Raw genomic sequence first — 12,083 nt, 5'->3', positions numbered from 1 at the left:
TGCGCTACTCTTCCATCACATGAGTGGAGACCGAAGGAGAATAATACCACTGGAGATGTTGCGCCCCATCAAGCGCCAGCATCTGTCCTGTCACTGACGGCAGCATCAAAAACGCCAGAAGGGCGCGCGACACTTCTTCCGGCGATGTCCCTCGTCCCAGCGGCACAGACTGACATTGCGCCTGAAACTGCTCCTGTGTCTGGCGTGTGCTCGGCAGCGCAGGCCCCGGACCGATGGCGTTGACCCGGATTTTCTTTGGAGCCAGCGCCAGAGCCATGGTCTGCGTCAGCGTCCAAAGCGCCGATTTAGAAACAGTGTAGCTGACAAAATGAGGAGTCAGGGACCAAACACGCTCGTCGAGCATATTCAGCACCATCCCTTCCCGATCAGCAGGAAGCTGCTTCGCAAACTCCTGCGTCAACACATAAGGCGCGCGCAGATTGGGCTCCATATGTGCGTCCCAGCTTTCGCGGGTAACCGTGTTCCACTCATCCCTGTCGAAAGTGGACGCATTGTTCACAAGAACCCCGACAGGCCCACCCAGTTCGGCAGCAGCTTTCGCGATAAGACCCGTGACTTCTTTTTCTTCAGCAAGATCGGCACGCAGCAGGCAACATTGCCGTCCCATCGCTTCGATTTCCCGTTTCAGGGAATGAGCGTCATCCTCCCCGGAACGATAATGCACAGCCACAGAAAAACCCGCTCCCGCCAATGCCAGCGCCATCGCGCGTCCAAGCCGCTGAGCACCACCGGTAATGAATGCAATGCGGGGAATGTCAGGGGCAATCAATGTTCCAGCGAGGGAGGCTTCAGCGGTCATACCGTCTCTCATCACTCTGTCAGGCGTTTTATATCAGTCGTCTGGCGCTCACCGCCGCCGCCAGTGTGCCGTCATCCAGCACATCGAGCGCACCCCCCATCGGCACACCTTGCGCCACCCGGCTGACCACCACGTCGTAAGGCGCAATCTTTTCCTGCAACCAGTACATGGTCGTTGCTCCCTCCACGGTGGAACCAAGAGCCAGAATGACTTCCTTTACGGAGCCATCCCTCAACCGTTCGAACAGGGAGCCGACGTTCAGATCTTCCGGACCAATACCCTTGAGCGCTGACAACACACCGCCGAGCACCTGATAGACTCCACGATGAGCACCGGCTCTCTCCAACGCCCACAGGTCGCTGACGGTTTCAACAACGCACACAATATCATGCGGACGGTCGGGATCGGCACAGATCCGACAAGGATCGGTCACGTCGAGATTCCCGCAGACGGAGCAGGTCTTCACCGACATTGCGGCGCTTTCCATTGCACGCGCCAACGGAAGCATCCGGCGCTGCGGATCACGCAACAACGCCAGCGCCACTCGTCGCGCCGACCGGGGACCAAGCCCCGGCAGGCGGGCAATCAGACCAATGAGGTGATCAATATCGGCAACAGCCATCCGTTAAGACCGGACTACCGTGGCTCAGAACGGCAGCTTCAGCCCTGGCGGCAGGTTCAGGCCACCCGTGACCTTCTGCATTTCTTCAGAAGCCGTCTTGTCGAGACGCGCCTTCGCATCCGCACAGGCAGCGACGATCAGATCCTGCAACATTTCCATCTCAGTCGGGTCTGCCAGCTTCGGATCGATCGTGATCGCTTTCAGGTCACCCTTTCCGCTCAGCGTCACGGTTACCATGCCCGCACCGGCATTGCCCTGAATCTCGATTTTCTCAAGACTGGCCTGCATTTCTTCCATCTTCGACTGCATCTGCGAAGCCTGCTTCATCAGTCCGGCAAGATTTTTCATGTTCAATCATCCCTGCATACACGATGACTGGCGGCCACGAGCGTGACCCGACCAGCATCAAACTGTCAGTCCTGTTCTTCGGGGGCGTCCAGTTCCGGGTCAAGCCCTATTGCCAGCGGCCCAGCATCCAGCGATCCGAAATCTTCGGGAGGCAACCCGTAATGGTCGTCGAGCGTGTGGTCCCGCACATCGCCCAGTTCGGCATCCGGAAACACACCAAGAATCGCTTGCACCAGCGGGTGGTTTGACGAGCGGCGGTTATGAAGCTGAATGATCTCGGCGCTCTGCTCAGCCAGTGTCGGCTCGCCCTGCGCCTCGGCGGTTCGCACCACCCACTCGCTCCCAAAGCTTGCACGGAGCATTTCCTGCAACCGTTTTACAAGGTCCGGGGGAGCCGGGCTGTCGATACGCACCTCAACCAGCGGCGGAGAAAATGTCACCAGATGCGTGGAGTGACACAGGTGGCCGTGCAGGGTCGCCTCGCGGTTATCCTTCACAAAGGCCACCAGCTCACGCCAGCTGCGTGGTGGTTGCGGGCCTGACGGAGCAGAGGCCCTCGCCAACGGGATCGGCTCGGAGCTCCCTTCTCCAACGTCACCCCATCGCTCATTGGCGACTCTCTGACGCCTGCTTCCGCCGTCATCGGGCGATGACATCATGGCGCGGGGAGCATCCCGTCCGTCATCCGCCGCCCGATTTACGGGAGCGGCAACCGGTGCGACTTCGCTAGAGCGCAGTTTTTTCAGCAACTCTTCCGGAGGCGGCATGGTCGCGGCATGACAGAGACGGATCAGCACCATCTCCGCCGCCTCACGACGCAACGGCGCGTCGTCGACTTCCGAAATTCCCTTCAGAAGCATCTGCCAGAGACGAGACAATGTAGAGAGCGACAGGGAACTCGCGAAGGCAGCGCCTCTTGTCCGCTCCATTTCCGGCAGTTCAAGCGTGTCTTCCAGTCCGCGAACGGTTTTCAGACGCGTGACCGTGTGCGTCAGTTCGGCCAGATCACGCAGCATCAGCCCAGGATCATTACCCCGGTCATACATATTGTCGGAAAGCCGGATCGCTTCCGTCACATTGCCGCGCATCAGACAGTCGAACAGATCAAAGATCGCCGCGCGATCGGACAGACCCAGCATCGCCGCGACGCCAACTTCCGTAACACTGCCGTCGCTCGCTCCTTGCGTGCCGGCACCCTGCGCGATCGCCTGATCCAGCAAGGACAGACCATCACGCACCGAACCATCAGCCGCGCGAGCAATGAGTTTCAGAGCCTCCTGCTCAGCAGAGACACACTCCTTTTCGACAATGCCCGTAAAAAAAGAGAGCAGCTCAGACTGGGAGACACGACGAAGATCGAATCGCTGGCAACGGGACAGCACCGTGATCGGCACTTTCCGCAGTTCGGTCGTGGCAAAGATGAATGTGACCTGCGGCGGCGGTTCTTCCAGCGTTTTCAGCAGCGCATTGAAAGCATTGCGGGACAGCATGTGCACTTCATCGACGATGAAGACTTTCATGCGTCCCTGAATCGGGCGGAAATGACAGGCCTCGATAATCTCGCGGACATCATCAACACCGGTGCGGGACGCGGCGTCCATTTCCAGCACATCGGGGTGTCGGTCAGCCAGAATGGCGACGCAGTTCGGACAGACACCGCAAGGATCCGCTGTCGGACCACCTTTACCGTCAACACCGACGCAGTTGAGGCCACGGGCAATGATTCGGGCGGTGGTGGTCTTGCCCACTCCGCGAACACCGGTGAGCATGAAGGCGTGTGCGACGCGGCCCACTGCAAAGGCGTTTCTAAGCGTGCGGACAAGCGCGTCCTGCCCGATCAGCTGGTCGAGGGTCGCGGGTCGATATTTACGTGCGAGAACGCGATAGGCCGCAGCGGGCTTTGCAGATTCTTCTGGAGAAAGTTTTGCAGGCAATACTGCTGGCCGATCAGCCACAACGTCTTGAGATGAGACGCTGGTCGGGTCTGACGCTTCCGGCGCTTCGCCGAAAAAGAGTCCCATGCCCTCACTTGGTGGCAATGGCAGATCGTCGTCTGCCTCTCTATCACTGTCAGGCATAGTTCCAGCCAATCCGCTTTCAGCCCGCGCAGGCTTGCAGCCGGGCTTAAACAGCCTCTGTAGCGGATCTGATTTCCTGTTCAAAGGAAGGTGAGAGACCTGCAACAACCCGAGCAAAACTTACTGCGGCTGCTTCCTTCCGGATCTGACCGGGTTGGCAAGGCGCCCGTCCGTCACAGATCTCCCGTCAAATTGAATAACACACGCCCCTGCCCCACGCAAAGCCATTCAGACACAAATTTTATTGCATCCATTCACACCTCTCTGCGCTTTCCTCTTCCTAACAGCTTATAAACCTCATTGTTTCAGGATCAGGAGATAAGCGTTTTCCTCGGATTTCTCTCGAGCAAGTGACCGGGTCATGAAATTTTTTCCGCAGCGGCCCGTCTTATGGCTGGCATTTCTTTCGGAACAGCCCAAATATGGTGACAGGGTCACGTTCAGGCAGCGTGGCCTTATACGCCAGACGGCGAAAGGAGTGTCTTGATCATGCTGTCACGCAATCTCGAACAGACGTTGCACCGGGCACTGACGCTGGCGGGTGAGCGGCATCATGAATACGCAACGCTTGAGCATCTTCTGATTGCTCTGATTGATGACCCGGATGCGGTAACCGTTTTCCGGGCCTGCGGCGTTGATCTGGATAAACTCCGGGGGGATCTAACCGAGTTTCTCGACAAGGATCTGGCAGGTCTGACTGCCGAACGCACGACGGAGCCGAAGCCGACCGCAGCATTTCAGCGTGTCATTCAGCGTGCCGCCATTCATGTGCAGTCTACCGGTCGCGACGAAGTCACGGGAGCCAATGTACTGGTTGCCCTCTTCGCCGAGCGCGAGAGCCATGCTGTCTACTTCCTGCAATTGCAGGACATGACGCGCCTCGACGCGGTCAACTTCATTTCGCACGGAATCGCCAAGGCACCGGATCGCTCCGTACGACGGAGCTCGAACGGAGCGCCGACCGGCTCGGCCGAAAAAGACGAGACCGGCGGCGAAGAAAAAGGCCGGGGTTCCGCGTCCAAGACGGGCGAAGCTCTGGCAACATACTGCGTCGATCTCAACAAGAAGGCAGCCGAGGGCAAGATCGATTCCCTGATCGGCCGTGAGTCGGAAGTCGAACGCACCATTCAGATTCTCTGCCGCCGCACAAAGAACAACCCGCTCTATGTGGGTGATCCCGGCGTGGGCAAGACGGCCATCGCCGAAGGTCTGGCCAAACGAATCGTGGAAGGCGACGTTCCGGAAGTTCTGCTGAACGCCACCATCTACTCGCTCGACATGGGCACCCTGCTTGCAGGCACGCGCTATCGTGGCGATTTTGAGGAGCGTCTCAAGGCAGTCGTGCACGACCTTGAGCAGAATCCCGGCGGTATCCTGTTCATTGATGAAATTCACACTGTCATCGGCGCGGGTGCCACATCCGGCGGTGCGATGGATGCGTCCAACCTGCTGAAGCCTGCGCTGGCTGCCGGAACGCTGCGCTGCATCGGCTCGACGACCTACAAGGAATTCCGTCAGCACTTCGAGAAAGACCGCGCCCTCGTCCGTCGCTTCCAGAAGATCGACGTCGAAGAGCCGAACCTCGATGACGCCGTGAAGATCCTTCGTGGCCTGAAGACAAACTACGAGAAGCATCACAAGGTCCGCTATACGGACGACGCCATCCGTGCGGCCGTAGAGCTATCGGTCAAATATATCCATGACCGGAAGCTGCCGGACAAAGCCATCGACATCATTGACGAGGCCGGTGCGTCCCGGATGCTTCTGCCTGAAAGCAAGCGTCGGAAGACCATCACGCTCAAGGACGTGGAAGACACGATCGCCAAGATCGCCCGTATCCCCGCCAAGACCGTCTCCGCTGACGACAAGGAAGTGCTGCGGGCTCTGGAGCGTGACCTGAAGAACATGGTGTTCGGTCAGGACAAGGCCATCCAGACACTGTCGGACGCCATCAAGCTGGCTCGTGCTGGCCTGCGTGAACCCGAGAAGCCGATCGGCAACTATCTGTTCTCCGGTCCGACCGGCGTCGGCAAGACCGAAGTGGCCCGCCAGTTGGCTACCACTCTCGGTATCGAGCTGATCCGGTTCGACATGTCCGAATACATGGAGCGCCATTCCGTTTCCCGACTGCTTGGCGCACCTCCAGGCTATGTCGGTTTCGATCAGGGTGGTCTGCTGACGGACGCTGTGGATCAGCATCCGCACGCTGTCCTGCTCCTCGATGAAATCGAGAAGGCGCATCCGGACCTCTATAACGTGCTTCTGCAGGTTATGGATCACGGACAGCTGACGGACCACAACGGCAAGACTGTCGATTTCCGCAACGTCATTCTCATCATGACGACCAATGCGGGTGCGGCTGATCTGAGCAAGGAGGCCATCGGTTTCGGGCGTGACACCCGTGAAGGCGAAGATCAGGAAGCGATCAAGCGGCTGTTCACGCCGGAATTCCGTAACCGTCTTGATGCGATCATCCCGTTCGGCAATCTCCAGCCGGAAACGGTCGGTCGTGTGGTCGAAAAGTTCGTGCTTCAGCTCGAAGCGCAGCTTGCGGATCGGAACGTCACGATCGAGATGTCGTCCGCCGCCAAGGAGTGGCTGGCGGAACGCGGCTACGATCGCCTGTATGGCGCGCGTCCTTTGGGCCGGGTCATTCAGGACTCGATCAAGAAACCTCTGTCCGAAGAGCTTCTTTTCGGTCGCCTGACAAAAGGCGGAGCGGTCAAGATCTCCGTCAAGGATGGTGAGCTTTCGTTCGAATATCTCGAGAACTCCACGTCTTCCCCGGCTGCCGAGGCTCCGGAAGAAGGCGAGGAAAAGCAGGATACGAACGGCCTCTCATCCTGAATACAAGAGTGGTCCTGTTCTCAAGAGCAGGACCACCTTCCCTTGCACCGATGTGTCATAAGCGGCATTGTCCGCCCACAACAGGCTAAGAACGAGGGAGAGGATGGAGGGTAAATCAGCACGCAACGGTATTGTCCTGCACACTGAGGCAGACTTTCAGGGTCTGCGCGCCGCAGGAAAACTGGCTGCCGAAACGCTGGATATGATCACCGAGCATGTGCGTCCGGGTGTGACGACAGGTGAACTCGACACTATCATCCACGAATTCACACTCAAGAATAACGCGACACCGGCGACACTCGGCTATCGCGGCTATCCAAAATCCTCCTGCATCTCGATCAACCATGTCGTATGTCACGGCATCCCGGGTGATCGTAAGCTGCTGGACGGGGACATCCTGAACATCGACGTTACCTGCATACTTGATGGATGGTACGGCGACACCAGCCGCATGTATATCGCAGGAAAAGCCCCCAAAAAGGCCGAAAAGCTTATCGATGTGACCTATGACTGCATGATGGCCGGCATCGAACAGGTGCGACCGGGCGCAACGCTGGGTGACATCGGCCATGCCATTCAGGTTCTCGCTGAAAAGAATCGCTATTCGGTTGTTGAAGATTTCTGTGGTCACGGTATTGGCCGCACGTTCCACAGTGCCCCGAATGTTCTCCACTATGGTGAGCCGGGAACTGGTCTGGAACTGAAAGCGGGCATGGTTTTCACCATCGAGCCGATGATCAATATCGGCAAACCGGAAGTGAAAATCCTTGAAGATGGCTGGACAGCCGTCACCCGTGACCGCTCCCTGACAGCGCAGTTCGAGCATATGCTGGGTGTCACGGAAAACGGGTATGAGATTTTTACACTCTCTCCCAAAGGTTATAAGCGGCCTCCCTACGGCGCGTGATCGGCTTTTCAGAAGCTGAAACTTTTAGCTGATACAAAGAATTTCTGGCGGTTGTTTTTGTTGGAAGCAAAAACAACCGCCAGAAACCTTTGCGCATAGCGATCGGTCAATAAAACAGATGCAGCCACTGTTTTTCAAAAAGCAGCTCCCAAAGTCTTCCTGAAAACGCTTCACCAGAAACCTTTCATGATTTAAAAGAGCGTGCCTCAGACGACTTTTGAAAGTCTTCTGACCTCTCATCATTTTTCATTGAAGCAGGATCGTGCCGTGTTGCCTTCCGTCGTAGTCCGTATCCTCTCACGGAAGAAATACGCGCAGCCTTTCGTCTTCACGACAGGTCTCATCGCCTGCCTCAGTTTCTCCACCAATGGCTGGGCGCAGACCTCTACCCTCCCCGCTGGTGTGCCTGATCCACTGGCCTATACAGCATCCGTGCAATCACCTGCGTCCGACAAGCCCGTGCTGGGCCGCCACGGAATGGTGGTCTCCGCGCAGCATCTCGCGTCCGAAGTTGGTGCGAAAATACTGGCGCAGGGCGGCAACGCCGCCGATGCCGCCGTGGCCGTAGGTTATGCGCTCGCCGTGGTTTACCCGGCGGCAGGCAATATTGGTGGTGGCGGCTTCATGGTTCTGAAGCCACGTCAGGGACAGGCAGTTTTCATCGATTTCCGTGAAAAAGCGCCACTCGCTTCTACGCCGAACATGTTTCAGGACGCTAATGGACAGGTCATCCCCGGCCTCTCGACGGCTGGGTGGAAAGCTGTGGCCGTTCCAGGAACCGTGGCTGGCCTTGAATATGTAAGGCAACGCTGGGGGCATCTCTCCCGCGCCAAACTCATGGAACCCGCCATTCGTCTGGCACGAGAAGGCTTTGTTCTGGAGGAAGGCGACGTCGCCCTGCTTCGTCCCTTTGAAAAGGAATTCCACGCTGATCCTGTTGTCAGCAGGATCTTTCTGCGACCGGACGGTCAGTCCTTCCGTCCCGGCGATCGTCTTGTGCAGACCGATCTCGCCAACTCCCTTTCAGAAATCTCTCGTCACGGTGAGGATGTCTTTTACAAAGGCAGCATAGCCCGTCGGGTAGTCGACGCCAGCAAACGTAATGGCGGCATTCTGGAAATGGCAGATTTCGGTCGTTACAAACCTCGCGTCATGCCGCCGCTGGCCTGCTCCTATCGCGGCTATCACATCGACACGGCACCCCCACCGAGCGGCGGCGGCATTGCTCTGTGTGAAATGCTGACGATCCTGTCCGGCTATGATCTTGGCGCAGAAGGACTACACAGCACCCCAGCGCTCCGTCAGCAGATCGAAGCCATGCGTCACGCCTATTCAGATCGGCGCGATCTGGGTGATCCGGCTTTTGTCGCCAATCCCGTCGATCATCTGCTTGACCCGGTCTATGCCGTGCAGATCCGTAGGGCCTTACCACAGTCCGGCGCTGTAAACTCAGAGACCCTGACAGCAGGTTCTCCTGTTCCCGCCACGTCCACAGCGCCCTCCTCGCCTTCTGTCAACAGGGAAAAACACGAAACCACGCAATTTTCGGTCATGGATTCTTCCGGACTAGCCGTTTCCACCACCTACACACTCAACGGATGGTTTGGCGCACGGGTCATCGCGCCGGGAACGGGTTTTTTCCTGAACGACGAGATGGATGATTTCTCCGCCAAACCCGGTGCGCCCAACATGTTCGGCATCGTCGGCAGTCAGGCGAACGCCATCCAGCCCGGCAAGACACCTCTTTCGTCCATGACGCCAACCATCGTTTCCAAAGACGGAAAGACGGTCATGGTCATCGGCAGTCCCGGCGGATCACGCATCCCCACCATCGTGCTGTCCGTCATTACCGGCGTGATCGACTATCACCTGAACATCCAGCAGGCCATTGATCTGCCGCGCTTTCATGAACAGTGGGAACCTTCAACCATTGAAGTCGAAAAAGGCGCGGTCGATACCGCTGTCGCGAAGGCTCTGAACGAACAGGGGTATGTGTTCCGCGATCATGCGGCATGGGGCATGCCGGAAGGCATTGTCACGGGTGCTCTCGCTGCCAACCGCAACGAGCAGACGCTTCTCTCCGGGGGTGCGGACCATCGTCATCCGGGAGGTGCTGCAGTCGGCGAGTGAAAACATTCGCCCCGAATTAAGGTAGCTCTCCTCGCCTTGGGACTAGTGCAACGTCGGCGCGGGTGCTACTGACGCCCCAAAGAGAGCGGTGAACAAGGGTTTGCCGCTTTTCCATTCCGACCACCGCAGAAACCCGGAGAGAATGCGCATGGCCCCGGCCGAAGGCACCCGACAGATCAAGAAGGTCGTTCTGGCCTATTCAGGCGGCCTCGATACTTCAGTCATCCTGCGGTGGCTACAGACCACTTACGGCTGCGAAGTCGTAACCTTCACGGCCGACCTCGGTCAGGGTGAAGAACTGGAACCGGCCCGCAAGAAAGCCGAAATGTTCGGCGTGAAGGAAATCTTCGTCGAGGATCTGCGCGAGACCTTCGTAAAGGACTTCGTGTTCCCGATGTTCCGGGCGAACGCGCTGTATGAAGGCCAGTATCTTCTCGGCACTTCCATCGCCCGTCCGCTGATCGCCCAGCGTCAGATCGAAATTGCCGAGCAGGTCGGTGCTGACGCTGTGGCGCATGGCGCAACCGGCAAGGGCAACGATCAGGTCCGCTTCGAGCTGGCCTACTATGCGCTGAAGCCCGACATCACCGTGATTGCCCCTTGGCGTGAATGGGATCTGACATCCCGTACCCGTCTGCTGGCGTTCGCGGAAGAGCATCAGATTCCCGTGACCCGCGACAAGCGTGGCGAAGCGCCGTTCTCGGTCGATGCGAACCTTCTGCACTCCTCCTCCGAAGGCAAGATCCTCGAAGATCCCGCCGTCGGACCGGAAGAGATTGTCTTCCAGCGCACCATCTCGCCGGAAGCCGCTCCGGATGTCGCAACGGAAATCACCATCGATTTCGTCTCGGGCGACCCGGTGGCGATCAACGGTGTCGCCATGTCTCCGGCCACCCTGCTGACTAAACTGAACGAACTCGGCAAAGCCAACGGCATCGGTCGTCTCGATCTGGTCGAGAACCGCTTTGTCGGCATGAAGTCGCGCGGCATCTACGAGACGCCGGGCGGCACAATCCTGCTGACGGCTCACCGCAGCATCGAATCCATCACGCTTGACCGCGAGGCCATGCACCTCAAGGACAGCCTGATGCCGAAATATGCCGAGATCATCTACAACGGCTTCTGGTTCTCGCCGGAGCGCCGCATGTTGCAGGCTCTGATCGACACGTCCCAGCATTCCGTAACGGGTCGCGTGCGTCTGAAACTCTACAAGGGCAACGTGATCTGCGTGGGCCGTGAAAGCCCGAACAGCCTGTATGACACCCGCGTCGTCACCTTTGAGGATGATGAGGGCGCTTACAACCAGCAGGATGCTCAGGGCTTCATCAAGCTCAATGCCCTGCGCCTGCGTCTGGGTGGTCAGATCGGTCGACGTGGCGGCGCGCTCTAAGGCGCGCCTCTCCGATCTGAATGACAATCCTGACACTAGTTTCGAGGGAATAGCTGTGCGTTCTTCACTGACTTCAATCCGTCTCCGTACCCTGCTTCTGGGCGGACTGCTCTGCCTGCCAATCGTAGGATGCAGTCACGAGGATCCGGAACTGACGCCTGAGCAGATCATGCAGAAGGAAGTTTCCCAGCCGGGCGTAAAGGTTCTTCCGGACGGACTGGCTTACAAGGTTCTGGCTTCCGGACCGAAAGATGGTCCTTCACCCGTCAAGGGCGACAGCATGATGCTGATCTATGAAGGTCGCCTGCCAGACGGATCGATCTTCGACAGCTCCGACCAGCACGGTCAGGGTGCTTACATGCGCATGCCTCTGGACGGTCTGGTTGAGGGCTGGATGGAAGCGCTGCCCATGATGCATGTGGGTGATACCTGGATGCTCTATGTCCCGGCCAAGCTGGGCTACGGCAAGCGTGAGATGGGTATCATCCCGTCAAACAGCCCGCTGATCTTCAAGATCCAGTTGCTTGGCGTCGAACACGGCGGACAGCAGTAAACAGAAAGGCCGGGTCTCTGACCCGGCCTTTCTCGTTCTGGCACTCAGTTCTTTTTACCAGCGGACTTCTTTCCGGATTTCTTCTCAGGGAACATCGCCTTGCAGGCTGGACTAAGCTTGTCCCGCTTTGCCTGCAGACAGGATGCAATCTTCTTTTCGTTCGGGATCGAGAGCGCGCAGAACTTCAGGGCGTCCCCTTTGCAGGCCTCGGTCTGCTCTTCCCGTGTTGCAGCGAATACTGTGGTCGGTGAGACCGCTGACACCAGAAGTCCGCAAGCCGCCGCGAAAAAAAGGTGCCTATAGAATGTAATAGGTTTCACTTAGAATTCCTTTCATGCTCCAGAGTGGCGCAGCATGTCCCCTGCGACCAGAACCTCCGGATATTCAA

General features: G+C 58.0%; 10 protein-coding genes and 1 other RNA gene. 5 read left to right on the top strand and 6 right to left on the bottom strand.

The features are described from left to right. Positions 1-4: 4 nt before the first annotated feature. The 5 genes from B3759_RS05315 to ffs all read right to left on the bottom strand — a co-directional run bounded on the left by B3759_RS05315 (position 5) and on the right by ffs (position 4,053). Positions 5-820 carry an SDR family oxidoreductase gene (locus B3759_RS05315; protein ID WP_291364351.1) on the bottom strand — a complete coding sequence of 272 codons (816 nt, stop codon included), beginning with the start codon at positions 818-820 and terminating at the stop codon, positions 5-7. A 28-nt stretch (positions 821-848) separates the two neighbouring features. Next, entirely contained in the window at positions 849-1,442 is a 594-nt protein-coding gene (gene recR, locus B3759_RS05310; protein WP_291364349.1) for a recombination mediator RecR, read from the bottom strand. Positions 1,443-1,466: 24 nt separating this feature from the next. Further along, positions 1,467-1,790 (bottom strand): YbaB/EbfC family nucleoid-associated protein, encoded by a 324-nt coding sequence (locus B3759_RS05305; protein ID WP_291364347.1) that lies wholly within the window; start codon positions 1,788-1,790, stop codon positions 1,467-1,469. 65 nt (positions 1,791-1,855) lie between these two features. Next, a complete protein-coding gene (locus tag B3759_RS05300; protein ID WP_291364345.1) occupies positions 1,856-3,868 on the bottom strand; it encodes a DNA polymerase III subunit gamma/tau in 2,013 nt (670 codons plus the stop codon). Between the two features lie 90 nt (positions 3,869-3,958). Further along, positions 3,959-4,053, bottom strand: an RNA gene (ffs, locus tag B3759_RS05295) — signal recognition particle sRNA small type. A 304-nt stretch (positions 4,054-4,357) separates the two neighbouring features. Between ffs and clpA the strand changes: the two genes are divergently transcribed. From clpA to B3759_RS05270, 5 genes are all read left to right on the top strand, one after another. Then, positions 4,358-6,715, top strand: a complete 2,358-nt coding sequence (clpA, locus tag B3759_RS05290; protein ID WP_291364343.1) for an ATP-dependent Clp protease ATP-binding subunit ClpA — start codon at positions 4,358-4,360, stop codon at positions 6,713-6,715. A gap of 103 nt (positions 6,716-6,818) precedes the next feature. Then, positions 6,819-7,622 carry a type I methionyl aminopeptidase gene (gene map, locus B3759_RS05285; RefSeq protein ID WP_291364341.1) on the top strand — a complete coding sequence of 268 codons (804 nt, stop codon included), beginning with the start codon at positions 6,819-6,821 and terminating at the stop codon, positions 7,620-7,622. Positions 7,623-7,964: 342 nt separating this feature from the next. Further along, positions 7,965-9,752, top strand: a complete 1,788-nt coding sequence (gene ggt, locus B3759_RS05280; RefSeq protein WP_408736457.1) for a gamma-glutamyltransferase — start codon at positions 7,965-7,967, stop codon at positions 9,750-9,752. Positions 9,753-9,900: 148 nt separating this feature from the next. Further along, a complete protein-coding gene (locus B3759_RS05275) occupies positions 9,901-11,142 on the top strand; it encodes an argininosuccinate synthase (protein WP_026200219.1) in 1,242 nt (413 codons plus the stop codon). Between the two features lie 91 nt (positions 11,143-11,233). Beyond that, positions 11,234-11,695, top strand: a complete 462-nt coding sequence (locus B3759_RS05270) for an FKBP-type peptidyl-prolyl cis-trans isomerase (protein WP_408736456.1) — start codon at positions 11,234-11,236, stop codon at positions 11,693-11,695. A gap of 44 nt (positions 11,696-11,739) precedes the next feature. On the opposite strand, the gene B3759_RS05265 is transcribed toward B3759_RS05270, so the two are convergent. Then, on the bottom strand, positions 11,740-11,961 hold the full coding sequence (locus B3759_RS05265; protein ID WP_408736455.1) for a hypothetical protein: 222 nt from the start codon (positions 11,959-11,961) through the stop codon (positions 11,740-11,742). Positions 11,962-12,083: the final 122 nt, after the last annotated feature.

This window comes from Acetobacter sp. UBA5411, from assembly GCF_002409645.1.
In the GTDB taxonomy this organism is placed as follows: Bacteria; Pseudomonadota; Alphaproteobacteria; order Acetobacterales; family Acetobacteraceae; genus Acetobacter.
This window is presented reverse-complemented; position numbering and strand designations above follow the sequence as displayed.